This window comes from Candidatus Contendobacter odensis Run_B_J11 (assembly GCF_000531125.1).
Taxonomy (GTDB): Bacteria; Pseudomonadota; Gammaproteobacteria; order Competibacterales; family Competibacteraceae; genus Contendibacter; species Contendibacter odensensis.
Genome location: NZ_CBTK010000005.1, coordinates 1 through 14,228, shown reverse-complemented (window position 1 = coordinate 14,228; position 14,228 = coordinate 1). Strand labels below are relative to the sequence as shown.

The window sequence follows — 14,228 nt, the reverse complement described above, 5'->3', positions numbered from 1 at the left end:
CTTCATGTAGAACTCGTCGAGGTTCGAAGTGAAAATCGCGAGAAATTTGAGCCGTTCGAGCAGTGGCGTGCGCGGGTCCAGCGCCTCGTGCAGCACCCGCCAGTTGAAGTCGAGCCAGCTCAGATCCCGGTCGCGCCAGGCATGGGCCAACAGACCTTCGCGGGGCGCCAGCGCGTGATCGGCTAAGGCCGTAGCTGGGGTTCGCCGGGCCTTGCCTCGTTTGGGTTTAACCCGCGTCAGGCTAAGGTCGGTTCCGGATTCATGAGTCTTGGCGGACATGCGAATTTCCCTCGAAGAGCGACGCCCCAAACGGCGCGGCAAGGTTGTTATGGTCCGGAGTCGGATTAGAAATAACTTGAGTATCTAAAAATTGAAGGAACACGGCGATCCCGGAACCGCTGGCGCGTCCGGGGCAAGCAAGTAGCGAGGGTTGGTCTGATCCTCCAGGAACCGGGCAAACCGACTTTTGACGCCTGGCAGCCGGAACAGCGCTATAGGACCGAGCTTGCTGATATTGCGAATCACCGTCGAAGGATCGAAATAGGCCAGGGCATTGTCCACAGTCAGCACAAAAGGCGGCTTCCCGCCTCGCAGCAGAACATAGCTGGCGATCAGGGCGCCGGTGCGATGGTTGCCCTCGATGAACAGTTGCGGTCTGCTCAGCGCCCGCACATAGAGGCCGGCAGCCAACTTCCAAACCGACTCGCTTAGATGGTTGGCGCGCCACTCGACCATATCCTCAATTCCACCCCCCGGCTCTTCGTAAAATCGGCTGTGAGTGGCTTTGATATGCTGGGCGAATTCGGCACGCAGTTCCTGATCGGGGCCACACAGGACGATATTATTCAGTTCAAGCAGGTACTTATGCTTGCCTTTGGCGAAAATGTCGATATCCCACTCCATCAGGATATCGACGTAGGCATAACCGGCCAGCAGATTTTCGACGACTTCGTCGCTCATCGGATCCCGCTGCCCGGTCAGTTGCTGGTTGATGGACTCAAAATTCTGTTGAACTCTGCGCAGGGAGGCCTCAATCGCCGGGAGATTCAGCAGCCCCATGGGGGTTACTGAACACGGTCCACCGCCACACGGGCGAGGGCAACGACATCGGCAGGCAATGGGATATAGCCCATGTCGCTGCTGTAACTTTGGCCTTCGATCAGCGCCCAGTTCACGAACCCCTTGAGCGCCGTGCTTTTCTGCGGATTTGGATAACGGTCATGCAACAGCAGCCAAGTGAAAGTGACAATGGGATACGAGTCATCACCCTCGGGGTCGGGCAGGAAAACCCGCAGATTGCCCGGTATCTGGCTGATGTTGGCGGCCAACGCCGCCTGACCGCTATTCAGACCCGGTTCGATGTAACGCCCAGCCTTGTTTTCCAAGTGGACCATGGGTAATCCGAGTCGTTTGGCAAAGCCATATTCCACATAGCCGATCGATCCCCAGCTCCGCTTGATGCGACCGGCGACGCCTTCGTTGCCCGGAGCGACCATGGAAATGCCCGGCCAGTCAATCACCTTGCCCACGCCCGGGCCTTGATTGCGCCATGTCGCGCTGATCGCGCTCAGGTGGTTGGTCATCGCGTAGGTGGTGCCGCTGCTGTCCTGGCGGGCGACCAGGGTAATGGTTTGATTCGGCAGTTTGAGATCCGGATTGAGCGTCTGGATTTTCGGATCGTTCCAATTACGAATCCTGCCAAGAAAAATGTCGGCATAAACCTCCCGGCTCAGCTTGAGCGCGCCTTTCACATCCGGCAGGTTATAGGCGAGAACGATGGCGCCGGCCGTAGCCGGAACCAGAGTGGCACCCCCCGGCGCCTTGGCGATCTGCTCATCGCTGAGCGCCGCATCGCTGCCGCCAAAGTCAACCGAGTTCTCCAGAAACCGCTTGACGCCTTCGCCGCTGCCCACAGCCTGATATTCAATGGCAAGGCTTGGATTCGCTTTGGTGTAGATATCGATCCATTTTTGGTAGAGCGGAGCGGGAAAAGTCGCTCCGGCGCCGCGCAAAGCGACTGGGCCGCTGGCAACGGGGGCCGCAGGCGCTGCGGTCTGGGCCTGAACCGCAGGAATCAGACCGACGAACCCAAGGGTGGCGATTGCCGCCAGTAAGAATCGAGTAGCCATCATCCTTCCTTTCGGCATCAACTGAATTCACCCCGGACGTATTCCCCGGTTAATTTCTCCCGGGGATCCTCGAAAATCTGCCGGGTCGGTCCCATTTCCACCAGATAGCCGGTGCGACTGCCCTGGGAGATATCCACCCCAAAAAACGCGGTCGTATCGGCAACCCGCGTGGCCTGCTGCATGTTGTGGGTGACCAGCGCGATGGTGTATTTTTCCTTGAGTTCGAGCATCAGTTCCTCGACCCGTCGGGTCGCAATCGGATCCAGCGCCGAACAGGGTTCGTCCATCAGCAGCACATCGGGTTCGGTGGCGATGGCGCGGGCGATGCACAGCCGCTGTTGCTGACCGCCGGACAGCGACAAACCGCTGTTTTTCAGCTTGTCCTTGACCTCGTTCCAGCAAGCCGCGCCTTTGAGCGCTTTCTCCACCCGCTCATCCAGATTGCCCTTGAAGCCGTTCAGGCGCAGACCGAAGGCGACGTTGTCGTAGATGCTCATTGCAAACGGGTTCGGCTGCTGGAACACCATCCCGATATAGCGGCGCACCACCACCGGATCGACCTTTTTGTCGTAGATGTCCTGACCGTGGTAGGTCACCTTGCCCTCGAAGCGGAAGATCGGGATCAGGTCGTTCATCCGGTTGAGGCTGCGCAGCACCGTGCTTTTGCCGCAGCCGGAGGGACCGATGAAGCCGGTGATCTTGTTCTTCTCAATCGGCACGGTGCTGGCGCGCACCGCGAGAAAGTCGCCGTAAAAGACCTTGTCGATCTGACAGTCCATCACGATGTTGTTGCGGGCGGGCGCGTTTGCTGACGCGGCGCCAGCCGCTGTCATTTCTGCTGTTGCGTTCATATTCGATGGCCTCGAAAAAGCCTTAGTGTTTCTGGCGCCCGATGATGCGGGCGAGGATGTTGAACACCAGGACAACCATCACCAGCACCAGGGATGCCGCCCAAGCGAGTTCGATCTGGTTGTCGTAGGGCATACCCGAAAAGTTGAAGATCAGAATGGCTAAAGAGGCGGTCGGCTCGGTCAGGCTGGTCAGGTAGTAGCCGCTGAACAGCGCGGTGAACAACAGCGGCGCCGAGTTTCCGGCAGCGCCGGCAATCGCCAGCATCACGCCGGTCAGGATGCCCGGCGCGCCGGTGGGCAGCACCACCTTCCAGATCACTTGCGCGCGGGTGCAGCCGATGCCAAAGGCGGCGTCTTTCATCTTCTTCGGCACCATCATCATGGCCTGCTCTGCGGCCAGCACCACGGTCGGCAACATTAGCACCGCCAGCGCGACCCCACCGGCCAGCGCCGAGTAGGTTTTCATGGTGACCACCAGGACGGCGTAGACGAACACACCGGCCAGGATCGAAGGAAAGCCCGTCAACGCTTTGGACAAAAAGCGCACGCTGTGCGCCAATCGGCTGTCGGGATCGAGAATCGCCAGATAGATAGCGGCGAAGATGCCAATCGGCACGCTGATCAGCGTGGCGAGGCCGACCATAACCAGCGTGCCCACAATGGCGTTGCCGAAACCGCCCCCCTGCTCAAAAGCGGAGGGTGGCAGTGCGGTCAGCGCCTCCCAATCCAGGCGCGAGCCGCCCTCGATGGCCAACCGGTAGATGACGGAGAACAGCGGCACGCTGGCGAGAAGGGCCGCGATCCAGGTGAGCGCGGTCAGGAATCCGCTCTTGAGCGCGCGGATCTCGAAGGGCGCGCGATTGAGATTGGGCAGACGGCGCGGAGCCTCCTCCGGAGCGCCCAGGGCGATCAACTCAGCAGTAGCGGTCAGATTAGGCTCACTCATCGTTCGGCCTCAAATTTCCGGGTGGCGAATTTCATCACCGCCAAGCCAATGGCGTTGACGATCAGGGTGATGGCCAGCAACACCAGGGCGGCGTACATCAGGGCGCGGACCTCAACCGGGCCAGCTTCGGGAAAGCTGGACGCCAACAGCGCAGCCAGCGTATTAGCGGGGGAGAACAGCGACAGGCTGATCTGGTTGGAATTGCCGATCAGCATGGCGAGCGCCATGGTTTCGCCGAGGGCGCGGCCAAAGCCCAGCACCAGGGCGGCGAGGATGCCGGAACCGGCGGTCGGCAGCATCACCTTGAGGATCGCCTCCCAGCGGGTGGTACCCATGCCATAGGCGGCTTCTTTAACTTTGTAGGGAACCTGATGCAGCGCATCGACCGAGATGGACGCCACCGTCGGCAGGATCATGATGGCCAGCACCAGCGCGGCGGGACCGAGACCCGGACCGCTGAGCGAGGTGCCAAAAAAAGGAATGAAGCCGAACTCCCCATGCAGCCAGTTCGCCAGCGGGCGCAGCAACGGGATCAGGACGTAGATGCCCCAGAGGCCATAGACGACCGAGGGAATGGCGGCCAGCAGCTCGATAATGGTGCGGAAAACCGCCGCCAGGTGGCCGTGCAGAAAATCCTGGGTCAGGAAGATGGCGATGGCGACGCCGAAGACGCCGCCGATAATCAAGGCCAGCAGCGAACTATAAAGAGTGCCCCAAATCTCCGGGAGAATGCCGAACTGCCCGGTTTGAACATTCCAGGTCGTCGACGTCAGGAAGCCGAAGCCGTATTCAGAGAACGCCGGCAGCGCCTTGCCGCCGATCTCGATAACGATGTAAACCACCAGCGCCAGAATGAACGCGGCGCTGAGCCAGGCGATGCCGCGAAATCCCCGGTCGAAGGCGTAATCGCCGGCAGATGGCGGGCCGGATACCGATCCAGACCGATCAACATGATCAAAGTGATGCGATGCCATGATTTACCCATCAATATTTCGGTGTTGCCAACGCAGAAAGCGAACACGGAGCCTCGGCCGTGTTGTAACCGATGAATCCGGTTCGCTTCGAGGGGCGGGCGGGTTTACTGGATCAGGGTGACGGCTTTTCTGACCCGGGCGACGACGCTATCGGGCAAGGGGATGTAGCCCATTTTCGGGGCCATGGTCTGGCCCTTGGTCAGGCTGTACTCGACCAGATCGCGCAGCACCTTGGCTTTGGCGTCGTCCTGATCCTTGTAGAACAGCATCCAGGTGAAGGTGGCGATGGGGTAGGCTTGCTCGCCGGCAGGATCGGACACCCAAACCCGCAAGTCAGGCGTATCGGAACCCGGCAGGGTTTTGGTCGGGAATTCGGCGCTGGCCAATGCAGCCTTGCCGGACTCGTCGCCAGGAGTTACGAACTTACCGGCCTTGTTCTGCAAGATAGCCATCGGCTGTTTGGTGGCGATGGCATAACCGTACTCGATATAACCGATGGCGCCAGGAGTCTGCTTGACGGTGGCGGTGACGCCGTCGTTTTTCGGCGCCTTCACAAAGCTCTTCGGCCACTGCACGGTGGTGCCTTGCCCGACGGTGCTCTTGAACTCAGCGCTCACCGCGCTCAGGTGATTGGTAAACACATAGGTAGTGCCGCTGGAGTCAGAACGGGCCACGACCGTGATGTTCTGGTCGGGGAGCTTGACGCCGGGGTTGGCGGCGGCAATTTTCGGATCATTCCACTTGGTGATTTTGCCCGAAAAAATATCGGGATAGACATCCCGCGGCAGTTTCAGCTCATTGACGCCAGCGAGGTTGTAGGACAACACGATCTCGCCGGCGGTCATCGGCAGCAGCACGACGCCCTGCTTGACCTTGGCGATCTCTTCATCGGTCATTGCGGCGTCGCTGGCGGCGAAATCAACGGTGTTATTGATGAAGTCCTGGATACCAGCGCCGCTGCCCTTGGCTTGATAATCAACGGTTACGCCCTGGGTCTGTTTGCTGAAATCCTTGAACCAGGTGGAATAGATCGGGAACGGAAAGCTGGCTCCAGATCCGGTCAGCCGGAGTTCTTGGGCCAAAGCCGGGGCCATGCTGGCGACCCCTAGTGACAAAACAACCATCGCGGCTGGAATAAACGACTTCTTCACAGTGCGTTCCCCTCATATATGAAGTTGCTTGTTAAATTAACGGTTTATTCTTGCTCCTTATTATTGCGGTTTGATTACAGTCAGTACCGTCACGTCGGGTTCAACAACTCTCGAAAATCGGCTGAAAATAAACCAGAACCTCCTCGATCAGATCGTCGGAACCCTCTGAAGTCGGCTGGAAAAAGTGGACGTCAACAAAATTGAAAATGGAGGCGAACCCTGCAACGCTTGAGGCGTTTACATGAAAGAGTTTTACGAGTAATAAGCCGCGCGCTGGGTTTTGGGAGAGAGCCTGACGGCGCCGCGAGCCGGTCAGCGGCTGTCGCCGAAGACCTTGACCCCCAGGATTGGCGCGGTGCAGTCAGTTGAGTGTGCGGGGTAGATCACAGAAACTGCCCAGTGAGGCGGCGCAGGAACTGGCGCGGCTGAAGCGGGAATGGGAGTTGAGGTGCAGTGGAACAGGAAAGACATTTAAGAAGCTAAAGTGTCTCATCCCAGCCCTTTCAAGGTGTTCAGTTGATGGTTGACGTAACCGTCTGATTCTCTGTTACCCGACTCGGCCTAACATCGGGTTTGGCTAAGAAGAAGGTTCAAGGTTAAATTCAACTTATTGATTTTCAATGTTGTATTTTTACACTTTGAAAGTGCTGCTACCCAAGAACCTTAGCGGGTTCCATCCCAGAAGCCACCCCCAGCCTTATTCAGAACTCACGTTAAAATTAAAGGTGTCTTGTTGACCGAGGACCATCGCTATGAACCAATATAGCTACATAATCTCTATGAATATCTCTGCCGTGTTATTGGCTGTTCCTGCCTTGGCGCTGGGCGAATGTCCGATCTTTCCAGCCGACAACATCTGGAACACACCGGTGGATCATTTACCGGTAGACGCCCGATCCAGCGCCTATATCCAATCCATCGGTTCTCGCGTTGGTCTGCACCCGGATTTCGGTTCCGGTACTTGGGACGGTGGCCCGATAGGCATCCCCTACAACACGGTTTCCGGCACCCTGCCGAAAGTCCCGGTTGCTTTCGATTATGCCGACGAGAGTGATTCAGGCCCCTATCCCATCCCCTTCAAACCGGCTCTTGAATATGGCAGCGATCATCATCTGCTGATTGTGGATCAGGATCACTGCCTCCTTTATGAAACCTGGGATACCCGTCAGGCGACCGATGGCTCTTGGCAGGCTGGTTCCGGGGCAATCTTCGATCTACGCTCGAACGCTCTGCGCCCGTCCGGTTGGACTTCGTCTGATGCTGCCGGCTTGCCGATCCTGCCGGGGCTGGCACGCTGTAAAGAACTGGCCGCAGGCACAATCAACCATGCTTTGCGCTTCACCGCCCAGCGCACCCAACGCAAATATATCTGGCCAGCGCGACATTACGCCTCTTCCATCACTGATCCCAACGTGCCGCCCATGGGGCAGCGCTTCCGCTTGAAATCCGATTTTAACTTGTCCGGCTATTCGCTACAGACGCAGATCATCCTGACTACGCTTAAGACTTACGGGATGATACTGGCCGACAATGGCTCAAACTGGTACATCAGCGGTACGCCGGGCATCTGCTGGGATGATGAAGTGCTGGTGGCCGAATTGAGTACCGTGACCGGAGACCACTTCGAGGCAGTGGACGCATCTGGGCTGATGGTGGATCCCAATTCGGCCCAAACCCGCACAGTCGCATCGGTAACCCCGATGGGCGTATTCCGCGATGGTCAATGGTTCCTGGATGCCAACGGCAACGGCGCATGGGACGGCTGCGGCACCGAATTCTGCTTCACCGGCTTTGGTCAAGCTGGGGATATGCCCGCGTCGGGCAACTGGGATGGCGGCGCGAAGAGCTACATCGGGGTACTGCGCTCCGGCACTGGGGAATGGTTCGTAGACCGTAACGGCAATCGGCAATGGGACGGCTGTATCGCTGATGGCTGTTATGCCGGCTTCGGCCAAGCGGGTGATTTACCCGTAGCGGGCGATTGGCACGGGACCGGTGTCGCCAAAATCGGCGTGTTTCGCAACGGGCAGTGGTTTCTGGATGCCAACGGTAACGGGAAGTGGGACGGCTGTAGTACGGATCTGTGCCTAAGCTTCGGCCAGACCGATGATCTGCCGGTGGCGGGGAATTGGGAGGGTGGCGTTCGAGTGGGGGTCGGCGTGTTCCGGGCCGGCACTTGGTATCTGGATTACAACAGTAACGGGAAATGGGATGGCTGTCAGCAGGACGGTGGGCAAGACCTCTGCCTGTACGGCAGCTTCGGCCAGGCGGGTGATTTACCGGTGGCGGGGGATTGGAACGGCGATGGCAAGGCCAAAGTCGGGGTGTTCCGCAATGGCACCTGGTATCTGGATTACAACGGCAACGGCCAATGGGACGGCTGCGGCGTGGATCGCTGCTACGCCGGCAGTTTTGGCCAGGCGGGTGATTTACCGGTGGCGGGGCGGTGGTAAAACACAGGTAGAAATGAACTACTCAAACCGGGTTAGCGATGTCCACGAAGGCGAATTGCAGGCCAAATTGCTCAGCCAGATGCGCGCCCAATGCCTGTACCCCATAGCGTTCGGTGGCGTGATGGCCAGCGGCAAAATAGTGCAGGCCCGCTTCACGCGCCAGATGAACCGTTGGCTCGGAAATTTCGCCGGTGAGGAAAGCGTCTACCTTTTGCTCAATCGCGGCTTCCAAATACGACTGCGCGGCACCGGTACACCAGGCTAACCGGCGGATCAGTGGAACGGTGCCGGGAAGATGCAGCGGTTGCCGTTCCAAGGTTACGGCGATGCGGGCGGCGAATTCAGGGCCGCTCACCGGTTCCACCAACGTCCCCAGGCAACCGATAGCAGGACCGCGCCCCGACGGGCCGAAATTGTCCTCAAGGATTAAATTCAGTCGCGCTGCCAGTTGGACGTTATTGCCGTACAGCGGATGGGCGTCCAGCGGCAAATGATAAGCCAGCAGGCTGAGGTCATGGCGGAGCAGGGTACGCAACCGCTGATAGCGGATGCCAACGATGCGCGGATCTTCGCCCTTCCAGAAATAGCCGTGATGCACCAGTACGGCGTCTGCTTGACGTTCGATTGCAACATCCAGCAACGCTTGGCAGGCGGTGACGCCACCAACCAGCATTCGCACTTTCGCCCGCCCCTGTACCTGCAAGCCGTTTGGGCAATAGTCGCTAAAATTCTCTACTGCCAGCAGCCGGTCGGCATAGGCCACCAATTCATTTAGTTGCATGGCTTAGCATTCCGCCAGAATTTGACCGAGGGTGGTAATCAATGCGGCATTCTGTGCCGGGTTGCCGACGGTGATCCGCAGAAATTGATCGATACGCGACTGGCGGAAGTGACGCACGATGACCCGGTGTTCGCGTAACGCGGCAGCCAGTTCAGCGCCATTCCGTTGCGGGTGGCGGGTAAAGATGAAATTCGCCGCCGAGGGCAGCGTCTCGAAGCCAAGCTTTTGCAACGCCCCAATCAGTTCCATGCGGCTGGCGATTACTGCCTGTCGGGTATGCTCGAAGTGCTCCCGGTCAGCGAAGGCCGCGACCGCTCCGGCAATCGCCAACCGATCCAGCGGATAGGAATTAAAGCTGTTCTTGACCCGCTCCAGTGCCTCGATCAGTTCGGGATGACCCACTGCCAGCCCAACCCGTAAACCGGCCAGAGAACGCGATTTGGACAGCGTTTGCGTGACCAGCAGATTGGGATAGCGATTGACCAGAACAATCGCGGTCTCGCCGCCGAAGTCAATATAAGCCTCGTCAATTACGATGACCGCATCCGGGTTGCGCGCCAGCAGCCATTCAATGTCGGCCAGCGGCAGCAGGCAACCGGTAGGTGCATTCGGATTAGGGAAGATAATCCCGCCATTAGGCCGCAGATAATCCGCAACGCGCAGACTAAAATCTTCGGCCAACGGTATAGCAATACACTCAATGCCGTACAAACCGCAGTAAACCGGGTAAAAACTATAGGTGATGTCCGGGAATAGCAGCGGCGCTGGATGTTGAAGCAGCGCTTGGAAAATATGCGCCAGCACTTCATCGGAACCATTGCCGACGAACACTTGTGCCGGAGTTACGCCATAATAGTCAGCGATAGCCTGTTTTAGCCGTTCGGCATTCGGATCCGGGTACAAGCGCAGCGCATCTGACAACTCGGCCTGAATGGCGTCCAGTACCTGCGGTGACGGCCCATAGGGATTCTCATTAGTATTGAGCTTGACCAACTGACTGATTTTAGGCTGTTCACCGGGCACATAGGGCGTCAGCCGATGCACTACGGGACTCCAATAGCGATGGCTGGCGCGGATTTTTGGGTAGATAAGTTCAGCGTTCGGAAGAGTCATAAAAGCGGCAAGGTTCCAAAAAGTTCCAATAAACGGGATCGGGGTTATAACCTCAACCGTATTTAGAAAATTATGGTTCTTCGAGGGTTCTTGTGGAGCCGGCCTTGAGAGGCTGGTCTGGGCCTGCCAAGACGGCTAGTGGCTCGGTCTGCACCTTTGCAAATCAATCGGTTGCTTAAGAGTCTCCAACCATTAGACACATTTTTATGACATCAAACACTGGTTTCCACAAGAATCCTCGAAGAACCAAAATTATTGAAATTTTATCGAAAAAATAGATTTCATCCACAAACACACCGGTAACGAATAATATCAGGATTTTTATCAGTGATCGCCTGCCCCAGACAAATAGATCCCCCATCGTGCAAGGTAAATTCTTCACGCCGCACGAAGAAGCGCGAACCATTTTCCAGCGACAGATACGTGCCGTTGGTGCTGCGATCAATTAAAATAAACTTGCCTTGACGGCACTCAATCAAGGCGTGACTGCGGGATACCAGCTCCCGATCCACCATCAGGTTACTTTTCTCGCCACGACCGATAGTGAAGGGTTGCGTGCCGGGCGCCAACTCAATGCTCTTGCCGCGATATTCCAGCACCAACCGGTTATAAAACAGGTTGCGCAGTTTTTCCTGATCACCAGCGCTGGCCATCTGGGTCAAACTGGTTGATTCATGCCAGATGACTTCCAGAATTTCCATTTCATCCTCTTTGCCCTTCACCCACACTGGACCCAGACTGCGAGTGATTCCTTCCAAATCAGCGGGCAACTGAGTTACTGTCTCCCGGGTCGTAATAATCTGATCGGCTTTGGCCGCAGAGGCCATTCGGGCGGCAATATTGACCGCATCGCCGACGATATCGTTTTTCTCGATCTCCAGCACCGGCCCATGATGCAGGCCAATCCTGACCGCCATATTCAGCACCGCCAGTTGTGGATCATCCTTAATGCCTCGGTGCATGGTACAGGCGGCACGCACCGCCTGTTCCGCAGTCGGGAAGCGGCTCATAATTTCGTCGCCAATCGTCTTGATTACCTCGCCGCCCTGATCGCCGGTTTTCGCCGCGAGTATATCCAGCGCCCGCGCTATCAGTTGCCGCGCATAGAGATCGCCCCGCTGTTCAAATAACCGGGTGCTGCCGCAAATGTCGGCGAACAGCACTGTTGCCTCTACCTGTTGTGGCGCCGCGCCGCGACTGACCAATCCCGATACCAGGTTGCCTAGCCTTAGTTTCATAACCCGCTCCCCGCGCCTTTATGACCGCACGATTCAGTTATAACCGTGCGCCTGTAACTCCGTGACGATTCGCGCCACATTTTCGCAAGCCACCGTCTCGTAACATTGCTGGAACCATTCGGTGAAAAAAAAGGTGGGCCGACCCTGCAAGACCCGTAGGAACTGTAAATGCCCAGGATAGTACTCATCATCGCGGAGATCGGCGAACTCAGCGCGGATCCGGCGTCCGTCCTGCTCACACTTTTCCCATGGCAAGCCAAAGCTGGACAAATCAATGTCTACCACAAACCGCGCATCCTGATCTCGCGGTGACTGTTGGTGCGTAGTCATCATCACCAAATCATGCACCCGTCGCTGAAAGGCCGGAGTCGCTCGCCCATTGGACCACTGCCGGAATAATTCAGCGCTGCGCCATTCATTATCATGCGCCCCCGGCTGATAGATCGCATCGTGAAACCACAGCGCCATTTCTACCGCATCGGGATGATCCATCAGCGCCGCCGCCCGGTCGAATTCGGCCAGACAATGCCGGATATGATTCAGGGTATGGTAATGGCGGTGAGCTTCACCATACAGCTCGACCAGCCCAGCGTAGATCCTTTCGGCTGAAGTGGGATCGCCTGCCAGACAGCGGGTCCACAATGCCAGAAAGCGCCTGTTTTCTTTTACCGAGTCGGGGTTAGGCGCAGCGGAATCAGCGGCATAGCCGGATCGCTCGAACATCACGGATCTCTCCAAAAAATGCGGATCATGTCGCCCTGAACGGGCACGACTCCCGGTAGCACTGCCACTACTCTGCCCCCTGGGCCAAAAAATCCTGAATCAGCCGCCACGCCATACTCAGCGGGCTGGGTAATCCTGGCAATTGATCGGGCGTAAACCATCTGGCATCGAGAATTTCCTGCCCGTCCACTTGCAATTCACCGTCCGCATATTCAGCAGTGAACGCAACCATCAGCGAATGCGGAAACGGCCACGACTGGCTGGCAAAATAGCGCAGATCCCGCACTCGAAGGTTGACTTCCTCCGCGACCTCCCGGTGCAACGCCTGCTCCAGCGTTTCGCCGGCTTCGACGAATCCCGCCAGCACACTGTATACGCCGGGCGCGAAGCGGGGGGCGCGGGCCAGCAGGATTTCACGCTCACGGGTAATCCGCACCATTACCACCGGCGATAACCGGGGATAGGCCATCAGTCCACAAGCCGGGCAGTGCCGGGCGCGTTCAGCGTCGCGGCGCTGGGTGGCTACTCCGCAGCGACCACAAAAACCGTGATTGCGATCCCATTCGATCAGTTGCAGGGCCTGGCCGGCGACCCCGATCAACGCATCCTCCAACCGCATCCACAAGCCGCGCAGCCCCTCGAACACTAGACCGGAGGGCGGTTCCTGCTTCGCCGCTTCAACCGCGTAACAGGGCCGACCCCGCAATACGCCCAAGTCGATCTGCCGCACGATCGGCCAGTCAACGAACGGCCATTCTGGTGCCATCGGCAACTCAACCCCGGTCCTGGTCACTCGCACCAGCACTTGGTCACCCGCTACCACAAACCACCAGCCGGGTGCGGTACTCTGGACGGATAAGGTTGTGGCGAGGGCAAAATCATCGGGCAACATCAGCATCGGCCATGGCTCCATTATTCGCCGCTAACGCGGGTGCTGCGCCAGATCGCGGCGCCTGACCTTGCCATTAACGGTACGCGGCAGGGTATCAGTGAAAATAATTTCACGCGGGCATTTATACGCGGCCAAATGCACATGGGCGTGAGCCAGCAGTGGCGCGGCATCGATCTCGTCGGGATCGAACGGCACCACAAACGCGGCGATCACGGTGACGCCCTCGCGCACCGCCAATTCGGTCACGGCGACTTCCGCCACTGCGGGATGCCGGCTCAGACACTGTTCCACTTCCAGCGGCGACACCCGATAACCCATGGCATTCATTACATCATCGTTGCGTCCGTGATAGTGCAAATAACCGTCAGCATCAAATTGCGCCAGATCGCCCCCGATGAACCAGTCGCCCCGATAGACCAGATCCTCCTCATCGGGCCGATTCCAATAACCCAGCATTAATCCCGGATCGCTACGATGCACCGCCAACAGACCGGTTTCGCCCGGTGGCAACGGCTGTTCACCGCCGGCTACCGGCAATACCGCGACGCAACGCCCCGGTTGAGATTTGCCGGGACTGCCAACTTTGATCGGCTGGCCGGGTGTGGCGGAAATGTAGGTTGAGCATTCGCTCATCCCCAGTGCCTCATACAGTTCCTTACCGGTTGCAGTTCGCCACTGTTCCAGCAGGGCCACGCTAAGCGCCTCACCGGCGGTTAAGCCGTGGCGCAGACTGGACAGATCAAACGCACTCAGATCGTTGTATTTCAACATCTGCCGGTACAGCCCCGGCACTGCCGCGAACAGGGTCGCCTGAAATTTTTCCATCAGTATCGGCCAGACGGTGACATCATGCGGGCCGTTGTACAGCACCGCCGTTGCCCCGTTGGCCCAAGGATCGGTCAAACCCACCCCCAAGGTATAGGTCCAGTTGAACGCGCCGGCATGCAGCATGACATCATCCGGGGTGATGCCGTACC

The 14,228-nt window shown here is 58.0% G+C and carries 14 protein-coding genes; 1 reads left to right on the top strand and 13 read right to left on the bottom strand.

Going from position 1 to position 14,228, the window contains the following annotated elements; genetic code table 11:
- The 7 genes from BN874_RS00395 to pstS (BN874_RS00365) all read right to left on the bottom strand — a co-directional run.
- Positions 1-279, bottom strand: a 279-nt coding sequence (locus BN874_RS00395; protein ID WP_034430054.1) for a hypothetical protein, incomplete at its 3' end; no start/stop codon positions are given.
- Positions 280-363: 84 nt separating this feature from the next.
- Positions 364-1,059, bottom strand: a complete 696-nt coding sequence (locus tag BN874_RS00390) for a hypothetical protein (RefSeq protein WP_051497242.1) — start codon at positions 1,057-1,059, stop codon at positions 364-366.
- A gap of 5 nt (positions 1,060-1,064) precedes the next feature.
- Entirely contained in the window at positions 1,065-2,129 is a 1,065-nt protein-coding gene (gene pstS, locus BN874_RS00385; protein WP_034430067.1) for a phosphate ABC transporter substrate-binding protein PstS, read from the bottom strand.
- 17 nt (positions 2,130-2,146) lie between these two features.
- On the bottom strand, positions 2,147-2,980 hold the full coding sequence (gene pstB / locus BN874_RS00380; RefSeq protein ID WP_081756025.1) for a phosphate ABC transporter ATP-binding protein PstB: 834 nt from the start codon (positions 2,978-2,980) through the stop codon (positions 2,147-2,149).
- A 22-nt stretch (positions 2,981-3,002) separates the two neighbouring features.
- Entirely contained in the window at positions 3,003-3,926 is a 924-nt protein-coding gene (gene pstA / locus BN874_RS00375; protein WP_034430053.1) for a phosphate ABC transporter permease PstA, read from the bottom strand.
- Positions 3,923-4,900, bottom strand: coding sequence for a phosphate ABC transporter permease subunit PstC (gene pstC / locus BN874_RS00370; protein WP_034430052.1), 978 nt, complete (start codon positions 4,898-4,900; stop codon positions 3,923-3,925). The genes pstA and pstC overlap by 4 nt, the downstream gene beginning before the upstream one ends.
- A gap of 104 nt (positions 4,901-5,004) precedes the next feature.
- Complete coding sequence (pstS, locus tag BN874_RS00365) at positions 5,005-5,994, bottom strand: phosphate ABC transporter substrate-binding protein PstS (RefSeq protein ID WP_230314284.1); 990 nt, start codon at positions 5,992-5,994, stop codon at positions 5,005-5,007.
- Positions 5,995-6,830: 836 nt separating this feature from the next.
- Between pstS (BN874_RS00365) and BN874_RS25255 the strand changes: the two genes are divergently transcribed.
- Positions 6,831-8,504, top strand: coding sequence for a hypothetical protein (locus BN874_RS25255; RefSeq protein ID WP_230314283.1), 1,674 nt, complete (start codon positions 6,831-6,833; stop codon positions 8,502-8,504).
- A gap of 22 nt (positions 8,505-8,526) precedes the next feature.
- On the opposite strand, the gene BN874_RS00355 is transcribed toward BN874_RS25255, so the two are convergent.
- The 6 genes from BN874_RS00355 to BN874_RS00330 form a co-directional block, all read right to left on the bottom strand.
- On the bottom strand, positions 8,527-9,285 hold the full coding sequence (locus BN874_RS00355) for a Nif3-like dinuclear metal center hexameric protein (RefSeq protein ID WP_034430048.1): 759 nt from the start codon (positions 9,283-9,285) through the stop codon (positions 8,527-8,529).
- 3 nt (positions 9,286-9,288) lie between these two features.
- Positions 9,289-10,398 carry a histidinol-phosphate transaminase gene (gene hisC / locus BN874_RS00350; protein ID WP_051497240.1) on the bottom strand — a complete coding sequence of 370 codons (1,110 nt, stop codon included), beginning with the start codon at positions 10,396-10,398 and terminating at the stop codon, positions 9,289-9,291.
- A 281-nt stretch (positions 10,399-10,679) separates the two neighbouring features.
- Entirely contained in the window at positions 10,680-11,636 is a 957-nt protein-coding gene (locus BN874_RS00345) for an adenylate/guanylate cyclase domain-containing protein (protein WP_051497239.1), read from the bottom strand.
- A 33-nt stretch (positions 11,637-11,669) separates the two neighbouring features.
- On the bottom strand, positions 11,670-12,359 hold the full coding sequence (locus tag BN874_RS00340) for an HD domain-containing protein (RefSeq protein WP_051497238.1): 690 nt from the start codon (positions 12,357-12,359) through the stop codon (positions 11,670-11,672).
- A gap of 67 nt (positions 12,360-12,426) precedes the next feature.
- Positions 12,427-13,257 (bottom strand): NAD(+) diphosphatase, encoded by an 831-nt coding sequence (gene nudC / locus BN874_RS00335; RefSeq protein ID WP_051497237.1) that lies wholly within the window; start codon positions 13,255-13,257, stop codon positions 12,427-12,429.
- Positions 13,258-13,281: 24 nt separating this feature from the next.
- Positions 13,282-14,228: AMP-binding protein (locus BN874_RS00330; protein WP_034430045.1), on the bottom strand; the 947-nt coding region annotated here is incomplete at its 5' end.

Bases quoted from the DNA above. Each gene is read 5' to 3' on its own strand.
- BN874_RS00390 (WP_051497242.1), bottom strand. From the start codon at position 1,059: ATGGGGCTGCTGAATCTCCCGGCGATTGAGGCCTCCCTGCGCAGAGTT.
- pstS (WP_034430067.1), bottom strand. From the start codon at position 2,129: ATGGCTACTCGATTCTTACTGGCGGCAATCGCCACCCTTGGGTTCGTC.
- pstB (WP_081756025.1), bottom strand. From the start codon at position 2,980: ATGAACGCAACAGCAGAAATGACAGCGGCTGGCGCCGCGTCAGCAAAC.
- pstA (WP_034430053.1), bottom strand. From the start codon at position 3,926: ATGAGTGAGCCTAATCTGACCGCTACTGCTGAGTTGATCGCCCTGGGC.
- pstC (WP_034430052.1), bottom strand. From the start codon at position 4,900: ATGGCATCGCATCACTTTGATCATGTTGATCGGTCTGGATCGGTATCC.
- pstS (WP_230314284.1), bottom strand. From the start codon at position 5,994: ATGGCCCCGGCTTTGGCCCAAGAACTCCGGCTGACCGGATCTGGAGCC.
- BN874_RS25255 (WP_230314283.1), top strand. From the start codon at position 6,831: ATGAATATCTCTGCCGTGTTATTGGCTGTTCCTGCCTTGGCGCTGGGC.
- BN874_RS00355 (WP_034430048.1), bottom strand. From the start codon at position 9,285: ATGCAACTAAATGAATTGGTGGCCTATGCCGACCGGCTGCTGGCAGTA.
- hisC (WP_051497240.1), bottom strand. From the start codon at position 10,398: ATGACTCTTCCGAACGCTGAACTTATCTACCCAAAAATCCGCGCCAGC.
- BN874_RS00345 (WP_051497239.1), bottom strand. From the start codon at position 11,636: ATGAAACTAAGGCTAGGCAACCTGGTATCGGGATTGGTCAGTCGCGGC.
- BN874_RS00340 (WP_051497238.1), bottom strand. From the start codon at position 12,359: ATGTTCGAGCGATCCGGCTATGCCGCTGATTCCGCTGCGCCTAACCCC.
- nudC (WP_051497237.1), bottom strand. From the start codon at position 13,257: ATGCTGATGTTGCCCGATGATTTTGCCCTCGCCACAACCTTATCCGTC.